16 protein-coding genes and 1 pseudogene are annotated in these 19,044 nt (G+C 72.2%); 6 read left to right on the top strand and 11 right to left on the bottom strand.

Features of this window, described 5'->3' with window-relative positions:
• Positions 1-38: 38 nt before the first annotated feature.
• Positions 39-1,556, bottom strand: a complete 1,518-nt coding sequence (locus ABT070_RS19845) for a protein kinase domain-containing protein (protein ID WP_351762126.1) — start codon at positions 1,554-1,556, stop codon at positions 39-41.
• A 412-nt stretch (positions 1,557-1,968) separates the two neighbouring features.
• Here ABT070_RS19845 and ABT070_RS19840 point away from each other — a divergent pair, with 412 nt between their 5' ends.
• Positions 1,969-3,606: a Stk1 family PASTA domain-containing Ser/Thr kinase gene (locus tag ABT070_RS19840; RefSeq protein ID WP_351762123.1), complete on the top strand. Its 1,638-nt coding sequence runs from the start codon at positions 1,969-1,971 to the stop codon at positions 3,604-3,606.
• Positions 3,607-3,690: 84 nt separating this feature from the next.
• Here the strand turns inward: ABT070_RS19840 and ABT070_RS19835 are convergent, their stop codons facing one another.
• Positions 3,691-4,236 carry a bacterial proteasome activator family protein gene (locus ABT070_RS19835; RefSeq protein ID WP_171402121.1) on the bottom strand — a complete coding sequence of 182 codons (546 nt, stop codon included), beginning with the start codon at positions 4,234-4,236 and terminating at the stop codon, positions 3,691-3,693.
• Between the two features lie 163 nt (positions 4,237-4,399).
• Between ABT070_RS19835 and ABT070_RS19830 the strand changes: the two genes are divergently transcribed.
• Positions 4,400-4,930, top strand: a complete 531-nt coding sequence (locus tag ABT070_RS19830) for a hypothetical protein (RefSeq protein WP_351762120.1) — start codon at positions 4,400-4,402, stop codon at positions 4,928-4,930.
• Positions 4,931-4,943: 13 nt separating this feature from the next.
• Here the strand turns inward: ABT070_RS19830 and ABT070_RS19825 are convergent, their stop codons facing one another.
• The gene (locus tag ABT070_RS19825) at positions 4,944-5,936 is read right to left on the bottom strand and encodes an NAD(P)H-quinone oxidoreductase (RefSeq protein ID WP_351762117.1); all 993 of its coding nucleotides are present in this window, start codon (positions 5,934-5,936) and stop codon (positions 4,944-4,946) included.
• Positions 5,937-6,088: 152 nt separating this feature from the next.
• Here ABT070_RS19825 and ABT070_RS19820 point away from each other — a divergent pair, with 152 nt between their 5' ends.
• Both ABT070_RS19820 and ABT070_RS19815 read left to right on the top strand, forming a co-directional pair.
• Positions 6,089-7,132: an ATP-binding cassette domain-containing protein gene (locus ABT070_RS19820; protein ID WP_351762114.1), complete on the top strand. Its 1,044-nt coding sequence runs from the start codon at positions 6,089-6,091 to the stop codon at positions 7,130-7,132.
• Complete coding sequence (locus tag ABT070_RS19815) at positions 7,129-7,977, top strand: ABC transporter permease (protein ID WP_351762111.1); 849 nt, start codon at positions 7,129-7,131, stop codon at positions 7,975-7,977. Before ABT070_RS19820 ends, ABT070_RS19815 begins: the two co-directional genes overlap by 4 nt.
• Positions 7,978-8,008: 31 nt before the next feature.
• On the opposite strand, the pseudogene ABT070_RS19810 reads toward ABT070_RS19815, so the two are convergent.
• Positions 8,009-8,707, bottom strand: a pseudogene (locus ABT070_RS19810) (potassium channel family protein); the annotation flags it as partial.
• Between the two features lie 120 nt (positions 8,708-8,827).
• Between ABT070_RS19810 and ABT070_RS19805 the strand changes: the two are divergent.
• Positions 8,828-9,946, top strand: coding sequence for a potassium channel family protein (locus ABT070_RS19805; RefSeq protein WP_351762108.1), 1,119 nt, complete (start codon positions 8,828-8,830; stop codon positions 9,944-9,946).
• Between the two features lie 122 nt (positions 9,947-10,068).
• Here the strand turns inward: ABT070_RS19805 and ABT070_RS19800 are convergent, their stop codons facing one another.
• The 5 genes from ABT070_RS19800 to pdhA all read right to left on the bottom strand — a co-directional run bounded on the left by ABT070_RS19800 (position 10,069) and on the right by pdhA (position 16,080).
• Positions 10,069-11,520 (bottom strand): molybdopterin molybdotransferase MoeA, encoded by a 1,452-nt coding sequence (locus ABT070_RS19800; protein WP_351762105.1) that lies wholly within the window; start codon positions 11,518-11,520, stop codon positions 10,069-10,071.
• Positions 11,517-12,494, bottom strand: coding sequence for an NTP transferase domain-containing protein (locus ABT070_RS19795; RefSeq protein WP_351762102.1), 978 nt, complete (start codon positions 12,492-12,494; stop codon positions 11,517-11,519). Before ABT070_RS19795 ends, ABT070_RS19800 begins: the two co-directional genes overlap by 4 nt.
• Positions 12,495-12,575: 81 nt before the next feature.
• Positions 12,576-13,931 (bottom strand): dihydrolipoamide acetyltransferase family protein, encoded by a 1,356-nt coding sequence (locus ABT070_RS19790; RefSeq protein ID WP_351762099.1) that lies wholly within the window; start codon positions 13,929-13,931, stop codon positions 12,576-12,578.
• A complete protein-coding gene (locus ABT070_RS19785; RefSeq protein ID WP_351762096.1) occupies positions 13,931-14,935 on the bottom strand; it encodes an alpha-ketoacid dehydrogenase subunit beta in 1,005 nt (334 codons plus the stop codon). The genes ABT070_RS19790 and ABT070_RS19785 overlap by 1 nt, the downstream gene beginning before the upstream one ends.
• Positions 14,932-16,080 (bottom strand): pyruvate dehydrogenase (acetyl-transferring) E1 component subunit alpha, encoded by a 1,149-nt coding sequence (pdhA, locus tag ABT070_RS19780; RefSeq protein ID WP_351762093.1) that lies wholly within the window; start codon positions 16,078-16,080, stop codon positions 14,932-14,934. The genes ABT070_RS19785 and pdhA overlap by 4 nt, the downstream gene beginning before the upstream one ends.
• Positions 16,081-16,272: 192 nt before the next feature.
• On the opposite strand from pdhA, the gene ABT070_RS19775 reads away from it, so the two are divergent.
• Positions 16,273-16,869, top strand: coding sequence for an Lrp/AsnC family transcriptional regulator (locus ABT070_RS19775; RefSeq protein ID WP_451101128.1), 597 nt, complete (start codon positions 16,273-16,275; stop codon positions 16,867-16,869).
• Between the two features lie 3 nt (positions 16,870-16,872).
• Here the strand turns inward: ABT070_RS19775 and ABT070_RS19770 are convergent, their stop codons facing one another.
• Together ABT070_RS19770 and ABT070_RS19765 are read right to left on the bottom strand one after the other, a co-directional pair.
• Entirely contained in the window at positions 16,873-17,463 is a 591-nt protein-coding gene (locus ABT070_RS19770) for a TetR/AcrR family transcriptional regulator (protein ID WP_351762087.1), read from the bottom strand.
• Positions 17,460-18,983: a 3-hydroxyacyl-CoA dehydrogenase gene (locus ABT070_RS19765; RefSeq protein WP_351762084.1), complete on the bottom strand. Its 1,524-nt coding sequence runs from the start codon at positions 18,981-18,983 to the stop codon at positions 17,460-17,462. The genes ABT070_RS19770 and ABT070_RS19765 overlap by 4 nt, the downstream gene beginning before the upstream one ends.
• Positions 18,984-19,044 lie beyond the last annotated feature (61 nt).

Here is a 19,044-nt window from a genome sequence, read left to right as displayed (position 1 = left end):
CACGCGCGCGTGCGGTGATCGTGGTGTGCGCGGGTCGGTCAGCCGAGGCTGCCGAGGGTGGTGCCGCCCTGGTCGGCCCCGCCCGTCTCGGGGTCCGTGGGCTGGTCGCTCGGCTCGGTCTCCGTGTCGGTCGGCTCGTCCGACGGCTGGGTCTCCGTCTCCTCGTCGGTCGGCTCGCTGCTGGCCGACGCGGAGGGGGAGTACTCCGGCGTGTCCGAGGGCGTGTACGACGGCGTCCAGTTCGAATCGGAGTTCGAGCCGGAGTTGTCGTCCGAGGTGTCGTCCGTGGACGTGTCGCTCGCCTCGTCGCTCGGCGTCTCGCTGGAGGTGTCGTCCGTCGCGGACTGCGAGGTGGACGGCGAGGGCGAGGTGTCGGTACCGCCGCTGCCCTTCCCCTGGCCGTTCAGCGCGAGCGCGACGCCCGCGGCGATGGCGATCACCGCGAAGACGGCGAGGATCCACAGCTTGCCGCGGCCGCTGCCCTTGTTGCCGTGCCCCTCGAAGCCGCCGTCGTCACCACCGCCGTAACCGGTGGGCAGGATCGGCTGCGGGATCTGCGAGGTGCTGGAGCCGTCGGCGCCGTGCGCCAGCGCCGTCGTGCTCGCGAAGCCGCCGGCGGGTGTGCCGCGGCCGTCGTGCGCGCCGACCGGGCCGGTGTTCCAGGTACCGGTGTGGCCGCCCTGGTCGTACAGCATCTGGAGCCCGTACTGGACCAGACCGCGCATCTCCTCCGCCGTCTGGAACCGGTCGTCGGGGTCCTTGGCCAGGGACCGCATGACGAGACCGTCGAGTTCCGGCGGGCACTGTCCGTCCGAGGTCTGCGACGGCGGCACCGGGATGTCCTGCACGTGCTGGTAGACCACCGACAGCGGTGTCTCGCCGGTGAACGGCGGCCGCAGCGCGAGGAGTTCGTACAGCAGGCAGCCCGTCGCGTACAGGTCGGAGCGGTAGTCGACGGCCTTGCCGAGCGCCTGCTCCGGGGAGAGGTACTGCGGGGTGCCCATGACCATGCCGGTCTGCGTCATCGTCGTGGACGCGCCGTGCAGGGCGCGCGCGATGCCGAAGTCCATGACCTTGACGGCGCCGTTGTGCGTGATGATCACGTTCGCCGGCTTGATGTCGCGGTGCACGATGCCGTGCTGGTGCGAGTAGGCGAGCGCCTCCAGCACCCCCGAGGTGATGATCAGGGCCTGCTCGGGGCCCGGCGCCTCGGCGTTGAGGAGCAGGTCGCGGATCGTGCGCCCCTCGACGATCTCCATCACGATGTACGGCACGCTCTGGCCGCCCACGAAGTCCTCGCCGGAGTCGTACACGGCGACGATCGCATGGTGGTTGAGGCCGGCCACCGACTGGGCCTCGCGCGTGAAGCGGGCCTTGGACACGGGGTCCTCGGCGAGATCGGCGCGCAGCAGCTTGACCGCGACGGTGCGTCCGAGGCGTACGTCCTCGGCCGCGAACACCTCGGCCATGCCACCTCGGCCGAGTCTGCGGGTCAGCCGGTATCGGCCGTCCCCAACCAGCCCGCCGTTGCCCCAGTTCTCCGGCGCATCTGACATACCGCCGCCAGTCGCCTCGGGGTCGGACGGGCCCTGAGCGCGCTGCTGTGCCATCAGTCCTCGCCGTCGTTTCTGCCCGCGGAACGCGCGGTGTTGTTACGGTCTCCGTCGGCCACGCTACAGCCTCCGCGCAAGCCTCCGGCCCGGGACGATCCCCGGAACATCGCCCGGGGCGGGCCCGGGCGCCGGTCCGGGACAGGCGGGCCATCAAACCTGTACGCCGTACCGACGTGCAAATTCCGTGTACCGGCCGTACGGCACCTGTAACGCTTCCGCGACGCTTCTTTCTCGTAGGGTCACGGAACGGGCACCGAGCTTGACGTGTCAGTGCCCTACGGCAGACTTGGCCGGGAATAGCACTTTCGATCAACGACAGTCAACGGCGCTCGAGGGCCTACGGGGGACGCAGAAGATGAGCCAGGACGGCGCGCAGGGCCGGTACGCGGGGCGGGCGCTCGCCGCCGGCCGGTATCAGCTGCGCGACTTGCTCGGCGAGGGCGGCATGGCCTCGGTGCACCTCGCGTACGACGCCGTGCTCGACCGTCAGGTCGCGGTGAAGACCCTGCACACCGAACTCGGCCGCGAGCAGGCCTTCCGCGAGCGCTTCCGCCGCGAGGCCCAGGCCGTGGCCAAGCTCACGCACACCAACATCGTCTCCGTCTTCGACACCGGCGAGGACGACGTCGAGGGGCTGACGACTCCGTACATCGTCATGGAGTACATCGAGGGCCGCCCGCTCGGCTCGGTGCTCGACGAGGACGTACGGCAGCAGGGCGCGATGCCCGCCGACAAGGCGCTGAAGATCACCGCGGACGTGCTGGCGGCACTGGAGATCAGCCACGAGATGGGGCTCGTCCACCGCGACATCAAGCCCGGCAACGTGATGATGACCAAGCGTGGCGTGGTCAAGGTGATGGACTTCGGCATCGCCCGCGCGATGCAGTCCGGGGTCACCTCGATGACGCAGACCGGCATGGTCGTCGGCACCCCGCAGTACCTCTCGCCCGAACAGGCCCTGGGGCGTGCGGTGGACGCCCGGTCCGACCTGTACTCGGTCGGCATCATGCTGTTCCAACTGGTCACCGGGCGGCTGCCGTTCGAGGCCGATTCACCGCTTGCGATCGCGTACGCGCACGTGCAGGAGGAGCCGGTGGCTCCTTCCTCCATCAACCGGGCGCTGCCGCCGGCCGTCGACGCGCTGATCGCCCGCGCGCTGAAGAAGAACCCGAACGAGCGCTTTCCGACCGCGGTCGCCATGCGCGACGAGTGCCTGCGGGTCGCCGCGTCCTTCCAGCCGGCCCCGCCGAGCATCGTCCCGGGCGCGCAGACGTCGAGCGGCGCGGGCGTCGGTTCCGCGGTGTTCCCGCCGATCGGCCAGGGCACCCCGGCGCCCCAGGGCGGCGTCCAGACGCCCTACCAGCCCGCGCCGACCCCGAACCCGTACGGCGCCCCGACGCCGGCCGCCTCCTACGGCTACCCGCAGCAGGGCTACCAGACGCCCGCTCCGGCCTACGGTCACCAGCAGGCCCCGCACACCCCGCCCGCGTACAACCTCAGCCCGCAGCCGTCCACCACGGTGTCCTCGGGCGGCGGCCGTAACGGCCGGAACAGCAAGGCGGTGCTCATCGGCTCGGCCGTCGTCGCCGTGGTGGCGGTCGGCGGTCTCCTCGCCAGCCTCGCGGTGGGCGCGGGCGATGACGACGACGCCAAGGGCGGCGACACCAGTTCCTCGCCGTCGGCGACGAAGGCGGCGGACTACCGGGCGCCCGACACCTCCAAGACGATCGAGTCGACGGAGTGCTCCGAGCCGCAGGAGTCGTACAACGACCCCGACAAGATCCGGGTGCCGAACTTCAAGTTCAAGTACATCGCCTCGGTCAAGGAGTGCTTCCAGGCCGCCGGCTGGTCGATCAAGATCGTGAAGGTCGACGAGAACACCTACGGCGACGGGGCGGTCATGGACCAGTTCCCCGCCGCCGGGACGGACGTCGACCCGGAGGACATGCCGGAGATCCAGCTCAAGGTCTCCACGGGCAACCCGGCGTCATGACCGTCTGACGTCATGGGAGAAGGGCCCGGCGCCGAACGCCGGGCCCTTCTCATGCTGTACGGCTACGGACGACCGGCCCGCGTCCTAGAGGTACGGTCCGCCCGAACGGCCGCCCGCGCGCGGGTCGTCGACGCCCTCGTGGCTCACTCCCGGCGGCAGCGCGCGGCGCATCTGCTCCAACTGGGCGCGCGCGGCCATCTGCTGGGCGAAGAGCGTGGTCTGGATGCCGTGGAAGAGGCCCTCCAGCCAGCCGACCAACTGGGCCTGCGCGATGCGCAGTTCCGCGTCGCTCGGGGTCGAGTCCTCGTTGAACGGCAGGGACAGCCGCTCCAGCTCCTCGACCAGCTCCGGCGCCAGGCCGTCTTCCAGCTCCTTCACCGAGCTCGAGTGGATCTCCTTCAGCCGGACGCGGCTCGCCTCGTCCAGCGGAGCCGCGCGCACCTCCTCGAGCAGCTGCTTGATCATGCTGCCGATCCGCATGACCTTCGCCGGCTGCTCGACCTGCTCGGTCACCGGGATCTCACGGGAGTCGTCGTCAGCGTCGATGTCACCGAGCGCCATGCCGTCCTGACCTACGACCAGGATCTTCTGGGCGTTCTCCGGCGACCTTTCGTTCCTCGGCATCTCCATGCCGTCATTCTCTCGCACGCCCCCACCTCATCACCGTGGCACCCCCCGGGAAAGGTGATCCACTGTTTCCGTTCGGCGGAGTCCGGAATGCGGCGACAGATCCCTGATGTGAGGCTTATGGCGTCTTTTCTTGGCGACCGGGCACCGGGAGGGGGTCACGGACGTGACTCCATGGCAGCAGGCGTTGTGCGCGATGCGGGCCGGCGTGGGCCTCGGCGCGGGTGCGCTGGGCGTGCTCGTGCTGGCCTACGGGGGCGTCTCGTCGTACGCGGCCGCCGCGTCGTACGTCTCCGTGCCGGCGTCCGCCACCCCCGCCCCCTCCTCCCCCGAGCCGGACCGGGCGGGCAGCCGGGCGGGCGAGGGACGCCAGCGGCCCGGGCGGGCGGGCGACCACGCGGAGGAAGAAGCCGAGGAGGAAGCGGACGAGGCGGCACAGGACACGGAGGGCGAGGACAGCGCGGGCGACGGGAGCGACGACGGCGACCTCTCCGACGGCACCGCCGCGTCCGAGTCGCCGGAAGCCGCCGCCCCCGTGCCCTCGGGCACGCCGCGGGACGCCGTACGGCGGGCCGTGGCGCAGCCGGAGCGGACCGACGGCCCGGTGCTTCAGATCCTGCCGCTCGGCAGCGGCCTCGTCCTCATCGGCCTCGGCATCGCCCTCGCCCTGGCCGCCCTGCGGCTGCGCCGCGCCTGAGACCGCCGTCGGGCTAGGGCCTGTCCTCGGGCGCGACCAGCAGCACCTTGCCGACGTGGCTGCTGGCCTCGACGATCCGGTGGGCCTCGGCCGCGTCGCTCATCGGGACCTCGCGGTCGACGACGGGGCGGACCTGGCCGGCGGCGAGCAGCGGCCAGACGTGTTCGCGTACGGCCGCCACGATGGCCGTCTTCTCCTCCAGGGGGCGGGCCCGCAGCGAGGTCGCGCTGATCGCGGCGCGCTTGCCGAGGAGCGCGCCGATGTTCAGCTCGGCCTTGATGCCGCCCTGCATACCGATGATCGCGAGGCGGCCGTTGACGGCGAGCGCCTGGACGTTGCGGTCCAGGTACTTCGCGCCCATGTTGTCGAGGATGACGTCGGCGCCCGCGCCGTCCGTGGCCTGCTTCAGCTCGGCGACGAAGTCCTGCTCGCGGTAGTTGATCAGGATGTCCGCGCCCAGCTCGGCGCACTGGTCCAGCTTCTCCTTGGTCCCCGCGGTGACGGCGACCCTGGCGCCGACGGCCTTGGCCAGCTGGATCGCCATGGTCCCGATACCGCTGGAACCGCCGTGCACGAGCAGCGTCTCGCCGGGACGGAGGTGGGCGATCATGAAGACGTTCGACCAGACGGTGCTGGTCACCTCGGGGAGCGCGGCGGCCCGCCGCAGATCGACGCCGTCCGGCACCGGCAGCAGCTGACCGGCCGGCACGGCGACCTTCTCGGCGTATCCGCCGCCCGCGAGCAGCGCGCACACCTCGTCGCCGACGGACCAGCCGGACACCCCGGGGCCGACCTCGACGATCCGGCCGGAGCACTCCAGGCCGGGGTAGCGGGAGGCGCCCGGCGGCGGATCGTAGAAGCCCTGCCGCTGAAGGATGTCGGCCCGGTTGACGGCGCCGGCCACCACCTCGACCAGGACCTCGCCCGTGCCGGGTACGGGATCGGGGACCTCGTCCCACACCAGCGCCTCGGGACCACCAGGTTCGGGAATCGTGATCGCATGCATGAAGGGGACGCTACTCCTCCCCCTCCCCGCTCCCCGCTCATGATCCGCCGCGGAGGCGGTGACACCGGGAAAATCAGGATGCGATCACCGATGAGTTCGGGTGACGGTAAAGGTCTCCCCATGCGTAGCCCAAGTACGCGGAAGGAACCCCCATGAGCCAGCACACCGCCGGCCTGGCGATCGAGACTGCGGGCCTGGTGAAGACGTTCGGCGAGACCAGAGCCGTGGACGGCGTCGACCTCGCCGTCCCCGTCGGCACGGTCTACGGCGTCCTCGGCCCGAACGGCGCCGGCAAGACGACCACCGTGAAGATGCTCGCCACGCTGCTGCGGCCGGACGGCGGCCAGGCCCGCGTCTTCGGCCACGACGTCGTCCGGGAGGCCGACGAGGTGCGCGGCCGGGTGAGCCTCACCGGCCAGTACGCGTCCGTGGACGAGGACCTCACCGGCACCGAGAACCTGGTGCTGCTCGGCCGGCTCCTCGGGCACGCCAAGAAGGCCGCCCGGGAGCGGTCCGCGCAGCTCCTCGCCGCGTTCGGGCTCACCGACGCGGCCGCAAAGCAGGTCAAGCACTACTCGGGCGGCATGCGGCGCCGGATCGACATCGCCGCGTCCATCCTCAGCACGCCCGACCTGCTCTTCCTCGACGAGCCGACGACCGGGCTCGATCCGCGCAGCCGCAACCAGGTGTGGGACATCGTGCGGGCGGTGGTCGCACAGGGCACCACCGTGCTGCTGACCACCCAGTATCTGGACGAGGCCGACCAACTGGCGTCCCGGATCGCCGTCATCGACCGGGGCCGGGTGATCGCCGAGGGCACGAAGGGCGAGCTCAAGGCATCCGTCGGCGCCGGCTCCGTCCATCTGCGACTGCGCGACGCCGAGCAGCGGCCCGAGGCCGAACAGGTGCTGCGGCTGGCCCTGGACGCGGAGGTCCAGCGGGAGCCGGACCCGGTGGCGCTGACCGCCCGGCTCGACGCGGCGATGGGCGACACGGCCGCCGCCCGGGCCGCCCGGGCCCTCGGGGAACTGGCCCGGTCCGGGATCGTCGTCGACAACTTCTCCCTGGGCCAGCCCAGCCTGGACGAGGTGTTCCTCGCCCTCACCGGACACGACACGAAGACCGACGCCGACCCCGGGGCACCGACCGACCCCGGGACACCGGCCCGCGACCGGAAAGGCGAGGTGGCGGTATGAGCACCGTGACCGGCACGGACGTCCAGGATCTCGCCCCCGTCAGCGCAGAGTCGCTGGCCGCGCTGCTCGTCGCGCGGGAGCGGCCGCCCCGCCCGAGCGCCCTCTCGGCCTCCCTCACCTTCGGCTGGCGGGCGATCCTCAAGATCAAGCATGTGCCGGAGCAGCTCTTCGACGTCACCGCGTTCCCGATCATGATGGTGCTGATGTACACGTACCTGTTCGGGGGCGCCCTGGCCGGCTCCCCTGAGGAGTACATCCAGTTCCTGCTGCCGGGCATCCTGGTGATGTCGGTCGTGATGATCACGATGTACACGGGTGTCTCGGTGAACACCGACATCGAGAAGGGCGTCTTCGACCGCTTCCGGTCGCTGCCGATCTGGCGGCCCTCGACGATGGTCGGCTATCTGCTGGGCGACGCCCTGCGCTACACGATCGCGTCCGTCGTGATGCTCACCGTCGGCATCGTCCTCGGTTACCGGCCGGACGGCGGGATCGCGGGAGTGGTCGCCGGAATCGCCCTGCTGGTCGTCTTCTCGTTCGCGTTCTCGTGGATCTGGACGATGTTCGGGCTGCTGCTGCGCACCGAGAAGTCGGTGATGGGCGTCAGCATGATGGTGATCTTCCCGCTCACCTTCCTGTCCAACGTGTTCGTCGATCCCCGCACCATGCCGGGCTGGCTCCAGGCGTTCGTCAACAACAGCCCGGTCACCCATCTGGCCTCGGCGGTGCGGGGACTGATGGCGGGTGACCGGCCCGGTGCCGAGATCGCCTGGTCGCTGGGATGGGCTTGTCTGTTCGTGCTGGTCTTCGGGCCGGTGACGATGCGGCTCTACAACCGCAAGTAGTGCCGGCGGGTCCCGCCCGAGGTCATGTGCCTCAGGCCGGCGGGAGCGGCGGGACCCCGGGCATGCCGGGAGTCCCGAGGGGGGCCCGGGTACGGTCCGGGCCCACCCGCACGATGGTGACCACCCGGTCCGTCGGTTCCAGCACGCCGATCGCCGGGTCGTCGTAGGCGAGGACACGGTGCCCGCGGACGACGCTCACCACCAGGTCGTCCGTCTCACGCGGTCCGCGGCCCGCCTCGGCCTTGGTGACAGGGCGTTCGACGAGGTCCAGCCCGTCGCCCTGCTGGATGAGGTCCTCCATGACCCGGCCCGCCGCCGGACTGAGCACGGACAGACCGAGGAGCCGGCCGGCCGCGCCGGCGCTGGTGATGACCTCGTCGGCGCCCGACTGCCTGAGCAGCGGGGCGTTCTCCTCCTCGCGGACCGCCGCCACGATCTTCGCCCCGGGATTGAGCTGGCGGGCCGTCAACGCCACGAGGACGGCCGTGTCGTCCCGCTGGGTCGCGATGACGATCCGCCCCGCCCGCTGCACCTCGGCCCGCCGCAGCACGTCACTGCGGGTGGCGTCCCCGACCACGCCCTCGTAGCCCTCGGCCGTCGCCGCGTCGATCACCTTCGCACTGGGGTCGATCACCACGACCTGTTCTCTGCGCAGACCCGCCGCACAGGCCGTCCGGATCGCGGACCGTCCCTTCGTACCGAAGCCGACGACGACAGTGTGGTCGCGCAAGGGGACCTCCGGGATCATGGATATCTGTGGACTCATGGACACGTGTTGCTTCATGACGGGTACGAGCCCGCCGGGAACCATGGTGCCCACCGATCGGATCACCGTCACAGGGGGCACACGATGAAGGACCACGAACGACAGCCGGCCGGCCCGGCCAGACTCTCCCTCTTCAGGTCCCTCTGGTACCGCTCGCGCAGCGAGGCCCGCGACGACGCGGAGGCGGGCCGTTCCATCACGATGCCCATGCGCATCGGCGTTCCCCCGCTCCAGCAGGTGCTGCGGCGGCTCGCCATGGGTCTGCTGGTGCTGGCCGTCACCACGCTGATCGTCTACGCCGACCGCGACGGCTACAACGACAACTCGGACGGCTCCGTCAGTCTCCTCGACGCCGCCTACTACGCCACGGTCACGCTCTCCACGACCGGCTACGGCGACATCACCCCGGTCAGTGACATGGCCCGGCTCGTGAACATCCTCGTCATCACGCCGCTGCGCGTGGTGTTCCTGATCATCCTGGTCGGCACCACCCTGGAGGTACTCACCGAGCGCACCCGTCAGCAGGTCCGCGTCCACCGCTGGCGGGCCCGCACCAGCAACCACGTCGTGGTCGTCGGCTACGGCACGAAGGGCCGCCACGCGGTGGAGACCCTCGTCGGGCAGGGCATTCCCAAGGACCGGATCGTCATCGTGGACGCCCAGCGCAAGTCCGTGCTCGCCGCCGGCGACGACGGACTGGTGTCGGTGACCGGGGACGCCACCCGCTCCGAGACGCTCCTCAAGGCCGAGGTCCAGACCGCCTCCCGGGTGATCGTCGCCCCGCAGCGTGACGACACGGCCGCCTTGGTCACCCTCACCGCCCGGCAGCTGAACCGGCGCGCGACGATCGTCGTGGCCGCCCGGGAGGACGAGAACGTACCGCTGCTCAAGCAGAGCGGCGCGGACACCGTGATCACCAGCTCCAGCTCCGCCGGCCGACTGCTCGGCGTCTCGATGGTCAGCCCGACCGTGGCCAGGACCCTGGAGAACCTGATGACCCTCGGCAACGGCCTGGACCTCATCGAGCGGCCGGTCGGCAAAGCGGAGATCGGCGAGGCGCCGCGCAGCTGCGCGGACCTGGTCGTGGCCGTCGTCCGGGGCAAGGAAATGCTGGACTACACCGACCCCCGGCTCACGCGTCTCCAACTGGGGGACCGCGTGATCACGGTCAGCCGAGCCGTCCCGGCACCCGAGCAGGCATGACCATGTTTCACGTGAAACAGAGAGCGAGGGGGCGAGGGGGCGAGGGGCTGAAGGGGCGAGCCGGGGCAAGCTCGCTCCGTTTCACGTGAAACACGGGTAAGTACGGTTAAAGCAGGGCTGTTTCACGTGAAACAGGCGTCGATCCCGGCCGTCGCCCACGGCAGGTCGAGGAGCTCGGCCTCTTGACCCGCGCGTGCGCCGCCCGGCGGTACGACGGCGAGGGCATCGGCCGCCGCGATACCCCGCAGCATGGCCGGGCCGTTGTAGTGCAGCGGCACGGCATGGTCACCGCGCAGGACGACCGGGATGAGCCGGGTGTCGTACGGGTGCCCGTGCACCGACTGCCTCAACGGCAGTGCGTACGGCTCGGGAGCCGGTCGGGCGGCAAGGGTACGCAGCAGCGGCTCGGCGAGCGTGAGCAGCCCGGAGACGGCCGCGAGGGGGTTGCCGGGCAGGCCGACGAGGTGCTGGTCCTCCTTGAGGCGGGCCAGCAGCATCGGGTGACCGGGTCGCACCTTGACGCCGTCGACGAGAAGTTCGGCGTCCAGGCGGCGCAGGATGGGGTGCACGTGATCGACGGGCCCCGAGGCGGTGCCCCCGGTGGTGACGACGAGATCCGCGCCGGAGGCGGTGATGGCCTTGTGCAGAGCCTTCGCGTCGTCGCCGAGCCGGCGTACGGAGGTGACCTCGGCGCCCAGCGCCCGCAGCCACGGCGGCAGCATCGGACCGAGTGCGTCCCGGATGAGGCCGTCGTGCGGGCGGCCCTCGATGAGCAGTTCGTCGCCCAGGACGAGCACCTCGACCCGGGGCCGGGGGACGGCTGCCAGCGTGTCGTACCCGGCGGCCGCGGCGAGGCCGAGGACGGCCGGGGTCACCACCGCCCCGGCACGCAGCAGCTGATCCCCGTTGCGGCACTCCTGACCCCGCGGGCGGATGTCCTGGCCGTGCTGCATCTCGCGGGTCGGGTGCAGCCGTCCGTTGTCGTCGGTCCGGCCGTGCTCGCTGCGCAGCACCGCGGTGGTGTCCGGGGGGATCCGGGCGCCGGTGGCGATCCGCACGGCCTCGCCGTCGGCCAGGGGCGCGGGTGTCGCGCTCCCGGCCAGCACGCCCTCTTCCCTTACGTGCCAGGGGCCGGGACCGGCGACCGCCCACCCGTCCATCGCCGAGGTGTCGAAGGAGGGCAGGTCCGTGAGGGCCGTCAGAGGGGCGGCCAGAACGAGACCGAGGGCGTCGCCGAGGGTCACGGAGACGGGGGCGAGGCGGGCGGCGCCGGACCGTGCGGCGCGGGCCGCGATCGTCCGGGCCTCGGGCCAGGAGGTCGCCCGGTGGCGGTGCTCGGCGGCCTCTCCCCGGTGACCGGTCCCGGGGGACGGGGAGGAGGGAGAGGGCGAGGGGGAGAGGGAGGGCGAGGGGGAGGGGGAAGGCGGAGTGCCGTGGCCGCTGCCCTCGCGCTGTGCGGAGCTGTGGCCGCCTGCCGGGCGGGCGGTGCCGTTGCCGTCCTTCACGAGGGCGAGCGCCTCCTCGACGTCGAGGTCCTCGGCGTCGAGGCCCTGCCGGGTACCGCGGGCGGTCATCCGGCGTCCGGTCCGGAGCCGCCGGGCTTGTCGGCCTGCTGCCCGGCCTGGTCCTGCCCGGTCTTCTCCTGCTCGGTCTTCTCCTGCTCGGTCTTCTCCTGCTCGGTCTTCTCCTGCCCGGCCTTCTCCTGCCCGGCCTCCGCCGCCCAGCGCAGCGCCAGTGCGGCGGCCTTGCGGGCGGCCTCGGCCACGGCTTCGGGGCCTCCCCGGGCCTGCGCGGCCGCATAGCCGACCAGGAAGGTGGTCAGCGGGGCCGCGGGCCTGGCCACCCCGTGGGCGGCGTCGCGGGCGAGGTCCAGGAGGGCGCCGGTGTCGACGTCGAGGTCGATGCCCAGCTCGTCCTTGACTGCGGAAATCCATTCATCCAACACGTGGTCATGCTCCCTGATACGTGCCCTGGCGGCGGCGATGTCGTCCCAGGTGTCGCAGTCGAACGACGCGACCGGGTCGGGGACGCGGGTGAGGTGGAGTCCGGCGGTCAGCCGGCGCAGCGGCAGCCCGGTGAGGCCGCCTTCGCAGGCGGTGAGCACCGCCAGCTCGCGGCGCAGGGCGGCCGTGCGGTACGCGGCGACGAGCGGCTGGTCACGGCCGTCTGCGTCGGTGAGCAGCGCGCCCTCGGCCGCGCCGGCGCGCAGCGCGGTCAGCAGTCGCCGTACGGTGTCCGCCGCGAGGAAGGGCAGATCGGCGGAGAGGACGAGGACGTCGTCCGCCGCGGTGTGGCGCAGTCCGGCGTCGAGCGCGGCGACGGGTCCCGCGCCGGGCGGGTCCTCGCGTGCCCAGCGCACGGGCCGCGCGGTGGGGCGGGGGTCGGCGACGACGACGGTGGTGCGCGCGTCGGCGCAGGCGCCGAGCACCCGGTCGAGCAGCGCGCGCCCGCCCACCCGCACGCCCGGCTTGTCGGCGCCACCGAGCCGGCGGGCGCCGCCACCGGCGAGCACGACGGCGTCGTGGGCGGCGGGCTCGTTGGAGGTCACCCCCCGAGTATGCGGGCCGCCCCGGGGATGCGGGCCCGCCCGATCACGGGAAACACGGGAACGACCGGGGCGCGCCCGCAATCACAGGGTGCGCAACAGCACCGCCGGTGCTTCCACGCAGTCCGCCACGTAGCGCAGGAAGCCGCCGGCCGTTCCGCCGTCGCACACCCGGTGGTCGAAGGTGAGCGAGAGCTGGACGACCTGGCGCACCGCGAGCTCGCCCTCGTGCACCCACGGCTTGGGGATGATGCGCCCGACACCGAGCATGGCCGCCTCGGGGTGGTTGATGATCGGCGTGGAGCCGTCGACCCCGAACACCCCGTAGTTGTTCAGGGTGAAGGTGCCGCCGGTCAGGTCGGCGGGGGTGAGACGGCCGTCCCGGGCCGCCTCTGTGAGCCGGGTGAACTCCGCGGTGAGTCCCTCGGCGTCCCGGGCGTGCGCGTCGCGGACGACGGGCACGACGAGTCCCCGCTCGGTCTGCGCGGCGAAGCCGAGGTGGACGTGGTCGAACTGGACGACCTCCCGGGCCGCCGGATCGACGGTGGAGTTGAGCTCCGGGAAACGGGCCAGCGCCGCGGTGCAGATACGGGCGAGCAGGGCCAGGAGGGAGATCTTCGGTCCGCCGGACGCGTTCATCGCCGCCCGGGCACGCATCAGTTCCGTCGCGTCGGCGTCCACCCAGCAGGTCGCGTCGGGGATCTCGCGCCGGCTGCGGGAGAGCTTGTCGGCGACGGCGCCCCGAATGCCCTTGAGGGGGACGCGCCGGCCTCCGGTGGGAGCGGAGGATCCGGACGGCGCCTGTGCCGCCTGTTCCCGGGGGACGGCCCCCCGCAGCACGTTCTCCACGTCGGCCCGCAGGATCAGCCCTTCGGGACCGGAGCCCGTGAGCTCCCGCAGGTCCAGGTTGTTCTCCCGGGCGAGTCTGCGCACCAGGGGGGAGATCACGGGGACGGGGCCGGAGCGGTCGGTCACCCCGGCCGGAACGCCCGGGAGGACCGGGGCTGCCGGGGCGAGCGCGGCGGGTACGGCAGGCGCGACAGGCGCGGCGGCGGTCGTGGAGGCGGCGGGTTCCGGTCGCGCCGACCGGATCCGGCGCCTGCGTGCGGGCGCCTCCGAGGTGCCGTAACCGACGAGCACATTGCCCGACCCCTCGGCCCCCTTGGCCGGAACCTCCGGGCCGCCGGGGACCGGCGCGCCGACCGCGACCGTGATCAGCGGGGCGCCGACGGGCAGTTCGGTGCCCTCCTCGCCGAAGCGGGCGGTGACCACGCCGCCGTAGGGGCAGGGCACCTCGACCATCGCCTTGGCCGTCTCGACCTCGACGACCGGCTGGTCGACGGCGACGACATCGCCGACCTGCACCAGCCAGCGGACGATCTCCGCCTCGGTGAGTCCCTCCCCGAGGTCGGGGAGCTTGAACTCCAGCACCTGTGCCATCAGTTGTCCGCCTCCCACTGCAGCCGCGCCACGGCGTCCAAGATGCGGTCGACGCCGGGCAGGTGGTGGCGCTCCAGCATCGGCGGCGGATAGGGCAGGTCGAAGCCGGCGACGCGCAGCACCGGTGCCTCCAGGTGGTGGAAGCAGCGCTCCGTGACGCGGGCCGCGATCTCCCCGCCCGGGCCGCCGAAGGAGCCCGACTCGTGGACGACGACCGCGCGGCCGGTCCGCCGCACCGACGCGCAGACCGTCTCGTCGTCGAAGGGCACCAGGGAGCGCAGGTCGACGACCTCGAGGTCCCAGCCCTCGGCGCGCGCCGCCTCGGCGGCTTCGAGGCAGACCGGCACCGACGGCCCGTAGGTGATCAGTGTGGCGCTCCGGCCCGGGCGCCGCACCACCGCGCGGCCGATCGGTTCGACACTCTGCGGTTCCTCCGGGTTCCAGGAGTCCTTGGACCAGTACAGGCGCTTGGGTTCGAGGACGACGACCGGGTCGTCGGAGGCGATGGCGGCGCGCAGCAGCCCGTAGGCGTCGGCGACCGTGGCGGGCGTGACGACGTGGAGGCCCGGGGTCGCCATGTAGTACGCCTCGGAGGAGTCGCTGTGGTGCTCGACGCCTCCGATGCCGCCGCCGTAGGGCACCCGGACGGTGATCGGCAGCGGCATACGGCCGCGGGTGCGGTTGCGCATGCGGGCGACATGGCTGATGAGCTGCTCGAACGCCGGGTAGGCGAAGGCGTCGAACTGCATCTCCACGACCGGCCGCAGCCCGTACATCGCCATGCCGACGGCCGTGCCGAGGATGCCCGCCTCGGCGAGCGGGGTGTCCGTGCAGCGGTCCTCGCCGAACTCCGCGGCGAGCCCGTCGGTGACCCGGAAGACGCCGCCGAGGGTTCCCACGTCCTCGCCCAGGACGTGCACGGACGGGTCGGCGGCCATTGCGTCCCGCAGCGCGCGGGTGAGGGCCTGCGCCATGGTGGCGGGCTTGAGGGCGACGGTGGTCATCGGTGCGTACCCTCCTGGTGGTCGGCGTGCTCGGCCTCGAGCTCCGCCCGCAGCAGGGCCTGCTGTTCCCGCAGTTGGGGGGTGGGTTCGGCGTACACGTGGGCGAACAGGTCCATGGGGTCGAGGACCGCGTCCTGGTTCATGCGGGCGCGCAGGTCGGCGGCCATCGTCTCGGCGGCGTCCCGCGCGGACTGCTTGGCGTCCTCGTCGAGCAGCCCGCGCGCGGTGAGTTCGCGCTCCAGCAGCAGGATCGGGTCGTGTTCGCGCCAGGTCTCGACCTCGGCGTCGCCGCGGTAGCGGGTGGCGTCGTCGGCGTTGGTGTGCGCCTCGATGCGGTAGGTCACCGCCTCCACGAGGGTGGGGCCGCCGCCTTCGCGCGCATGCCGTACGGCGTCGGTCAGCACCTCGTGCACGGCGGCCGCGTCGTTGCCGTCGACCAGGCGGCCCGGCATGCCGTACCCGACGGCCTTGTGGGCCAGCGAGGGGGCGGCGGTCTGCTTGGCGAGCGGTACGGAGATCGCGAAGCCGTTGTTCTGCACGAGGAAGACGACCGGGGCCTGCCAGACGGCGGCGAAGTTCAGCGCCTCGTGGAAGTCGCCCTCGCTGGTGCCGCCGTCGCCGACCATGGCGAGCGCGACCACGTCGTCGCCCTTGAGGCGGGCGGCGTGCGCGAGGCCCACGGCGTGCGGGAGCTGGGTGGCGAGCGGGGTGCTCAGGGGCGCCACACGGTGCTCGTAGGGGTCGTAGCCGGTGTGCCAGTCGCCGCGCAGCAGCGTGAGGGCCTCGACGGGGTCCACACCGCGCGCGACGACGGCGAGGGTGTCGCGGTAGCTGGGGAAGAGCCAGTCCCGCTCCTGGAGGGCGAGCGCGGCGGCCACCTCGCAGGCCTCCTGGCCGGTGCTCGACGGGTAGACGGCGAGTCTGCCCTGCTTGGTGAGGGCGGTGGCCTGCACGTTGTAGCGGCGGCCTCGCACCAGCTGGGCGTACAGCCGGCGCAGCAGCTCCGGGTCGGCCTGCGCGGCCGCGTCGGTGCCGAGGACGCGGTACGGCTCGGCGTCGGGCAGCAGCGGCGCGGGGTCGGTACGGGGCTGCCAGGCCGGCGGCGGAGTCGGCCGGTACGCGCCCCGCTGTTCCATGACCGTCATGACGGCACCTCCTCGTGGGGAGCGGCTACGGGAGGCACGTCGGTTTGTGATGCGCCTCACCTACCGATTGTTCGGTCGTCGGCACATTTTGGCTACAGGGCCCCTCAGGCTGTGGACAAACGGTTCTCCACAACCTGAGATGGGTGCAGTACGTCCATGGCAGGGAGGCAGGGGGACATGGCACCTGAACAAATGGCCGAAGGACCGGAGAACGGCGCCGCGCCGCCGCCGGGCAATCCTCCGCCACCGACCGGTGCCCCGCTGCCGAGCAGCCCCCCTTCGCCGGGCAGCCTCCCGTCGCCGGGCGGTGCTCCGTCGCCGGGCGGTGTCCCGCTGCCGCCACCGCGTCCGCTGGACGCGATCGATCAGGACATCCTCCAGATGCTCCAGGCGGACGGCCGCGCCTCCATACGGTCGGTCGCCGAGCGGGTCCACGTCTCGCGCGCCAACGCCTATGCGCGGATCAACCGGCTCATCGAGGACGGCGTCATCCGCGGTTTCGGCGCCCGTGTCGACCATGAGCGCGCCGGACAGGGCACGAGTGCCTACATCACGCTGAAGATCGTGCAGAACTCCTGGCGGACGGTGCGCGAGCAGCTCAGACTGCTGCCCGGCGCCTCCCACATCGCCCTCGTCGGGGGCGATTTCGACGTCCTGCTCCTGGTGCACACGCCGGACAACCGGGCGCTGCGCGAGGTGGTGCTGACCCGGCTCCAGGCGATCCCCGAGGTGCTCAGCACGCGCACGCTGCTGGTGTTCGAGGAGGAGGACCTGGAGCCGCAGGGATGAGCCCTACGGAGCCGTGCGCAGCCCCTCGAAGACCAGCCGCGCGACCGCGTCGGCGACCTCGCTCTCGACCATCCCGCGGCCGCCCGGCCGGTACCACTCGACGATCGAGTTGATCATCCCGAAGACCAGCCGGGTCGCGAGCCGTACCTCGATGTCGCCGCGTATGTCCCCGTCGGCGGCGGCCGCCTTCAGCAGTTCGGCGACCCGGTGGTCGAAGTCGCGGCGCCGCTCCAGGGCCCACCGCTCGGTGTCGGTGTTGCCGCGCACGCGCAGCAGCAGCGTCACGTACGGCAGTTCGCCGATGAGCACCTCGACCATGCGCCGCACGACGTACTCCAGGCGCTCCGAGGCGTCCCCCACGCGCGCGTGCTCCTCCTCGAGGATCCCGAAGAGGCCGTCCAGGGCCCGGCTGACGGCCCGCCGCAGCAGTTCCTCCTTGCCGGCGACGTGGTGGTAGATCGACGACTTGGAGATGCCGGCCGCCTTGGAGAGGTGCTCCATGGAGGTGCCGTCGTAGCCGCGTTCGTTGAAGACCTGGACGGCGACGGAGAGCAGGGTCTCCGGGGTGTACGTGTCGCGCTTGGCGGTGGTCACGAGGCGCCCTCCCGCTTCTCGGTGGCGTAGGAGTGCCGGTACAGCGCGAGGGAGGGCGCGTAGCGGCCGGAGGGGTCGCGCTCGTGCAGGTCGTCCAGGAGGGAGCAGGCCCAGGTGCGGCCCAGCCTGCGGCTCCACTCGAAGGGACCGAGGGGGTAGTTCACGCCCAGCCGCATCGCGGTGTCGATGTCCTCCTCGGTGGCCACCCCCTTGGCCACGGCGTCGTGCGCGAGGTCGACGATCCGCGCGACCGTACGGGCGACGATCATGCCCGGCACGTCCCCGATGACGCTGACGTCCTTGCCGAGCGCCTGGAACAGGCCGATCGCCTCGGACATCGTCTGCGTGGAGGTGTCCTGGGAGGCCGACAGGGCGATGCGGGTGGCCTTGCGGTAGTCCAGGGCGAGGTCGAAGTAGACGACGTCCCGGAACTCCACGGAGGTCTGGCCGTCGGCGAGGGCGAGCTGGCCGCCGCCGGGCAGCACCAGGCGGGTGCCGTGGTCCTCCTCCTCCTCGCGCACCTGGATGCCCGCCTCGCGGATCAGCGCGAGCAGTTCGGAGGCGGGGCCCAGGTTGCCCTCGGTGACGACGTAGGCGGGCGGCTGGGCCTTCTCCGCGGTGTGCGGTTCGGCCGTCTCCGCGGCCCCGGTCCCGGCGGCGTAGTCGTACCAGCCCTGGCCGGTCTTGCGGCCGAGGCGGCCCGACTCGACCAGGCGGCGCTGGGCGAGCGAGGGGGTGAAGCGAACGTCCTGGAAGAAGGACCGCCACACGGAGTGCGTGACCGACTCGTTGACGTCCTGTCCGATCAGGTCGGTCAGCTCGAAGGCGCCCATCCTGAAGCCGCCCGACTCGCGCAGGATCGCGTCGATGGTGGCCGGGTCGGCGCCCTGTGCCTCGTAGACGGCGAACGCCTCGGCGTAGAAGGGCCGCGCGATGCGGTTGACGATGAAGCCGGGGGTGTCGGCGCAGGCGACCGGCGTCTTGCCCCAGGAGCGGGCGGTCTCGTACGCGCGCGTGGCCGACGTGACGTCGGTGGCGTACCCGGAGACGACCTCGACCAGCGGCAGCAGCGGCGCGGGGTTGAAGAAGTGCAGGCCCACCAGGCGGCCCGGATTGCGCAGGGCGCCCCCGACGGCGGTCACCGACAGGGACGAGGTGTTGGTGGCGAGCAGACAGTCCTCGCCGACGACGTCCTCCAACTGCCGGAAGAGCTCCTGCTTGGCCTCCAGGAGCTCCACCACGGCCTCGACGACCAGGGAGCAGTCGGCGAGGTCGGCGAGGCTCTCCGCGGGCCACAGGCGGGCACGTGCCTCGTCCCGGTCGGTGGCGGCGAGGCGGTCCTTCTCGACGAGACGGTCCAGGCGGGCGCCGATCGCGGCGGCCGCCTCGTGGGCGCGGCCGGGCACGGTGTCGTACAGCCGCACCGGGTGGCCGGCGACGAGCGCGACCTGGGCGATGCCCTGGCCCATGGTGCCGGTGCCGACGACGGCCACGGGGCTGCTGAGGTCGAGTGCTGTCATGTGCGCGATCCTCCCGCACGGGGTTTTCCACAGATGCGGCAGGCCCCCTTGTCCCGACCGA

Source organism: Streptomyces sp. NPDC002884, assembly GCF_040295245.1.
Taxonomy (GTDB): domain Bacteria; phylum Actinomycetota; class Actinomycetes; order Streptomycetales; family Streptomycetaceae; genus Streptomyces.
Note: the sequence above shows the minus strand (reverse complement) of the source record. Positions and strands in the feature narration are given on the sequence as shown.

Bases quoted from the DNA above. Each gene is read 5' to 3' on its own strand.
- ABT070_RS19765 (WP_351762084.1), bottom strand. From the start codon at position 18,983: ATGACAGCACTCGACCTCAGCAGCCCCGTGGCCGTCGTCGGCACCGGC.
- ABT070_RS19835 (WP_171402121.1), bottom strand. From the start codon at position 4,236: ATGGAGATGCCGAGGAACGAAAGGTCGCCGGAGAACGCCCAGAAGATC.
- ABT070_RS19825 (WP_351762117.1), bottom strand. From the start codon at position 5,936: ATGCATGCGATCACGATTCCCGAACCTGGTGGTCCCGAGGCGCTGGTG.
- pdhA (WP_351762093.1), bottom strand. From the start codon at position 16,080: ATGACGGTCATGGAACAGCGGGGCGCGTACCGGCCGACTCCGCCGCCG.
- ABT070_RS19800 (WP_351762105.1), bottom strand. From the start codon at position 11,520: ATGACCGCCCGCGGTACCCGGCAGGGCCTCGACGCCGAGGACCTCGAC.
- ABT070_RS19820 (WP_351762114.1), top strand. From the start codon at position 6,089: ATGAGCCAGCACACCGCCGGCCTGGCGATCGAGACTGCGGGCCTGGTG.
- ABT070_RS19775 (WP_451101128.1), top strand. From the start codon at position 16,273: ATGGCCGAAGGACCGGAGAACGGCGCCGCGCCGCCGCCGGGCAATCCT.
- ABT070_RS19815 (WP_351762111.1), top strand. From the start codon at position 7,129: ATGAGCACCGTGACCGGCACGGACGTCCAGGATCTCGCCCCCGTCAGC.
- ABT070_RS19790 (WP_351762099.1), bottom strand. From the start codon at position 13,931: ATGGCACAGGTGCTGGAGTTCAAGCTCCCCGACCTCGGGGAGGGACTC.
- ABT070_RS19785 (WP_351762096.1), bottom strand. From the start codon at position 14,935: ATGACCACCGTCGCCCTCAAGCCCGCCACCATGGCGCAGGCCCTCACC.
- ABT070_RS19845 (WP_351762126.1), bottom strand. From the start codon at position 1,556: ATGTCAGATGCGCCGGAGAACTGGGGCAACGGCGGGCTGGTTGGGGAC.
- ABT070_RS19840 (WP_351762123.1), top strand. From the start codon at position 1,969: ATGAGCCAGGACGGCGCGCAGGGCCGGTACGCGGGGCGGGCGCTCGCC.
- ABT070_RS19805 (WP_351762108.1), top strand. From the start codon at position 8,828: ATGAAGGACCACGAACGACAGCCGGCCGGCCCGGCCAGACTCTCCCTC.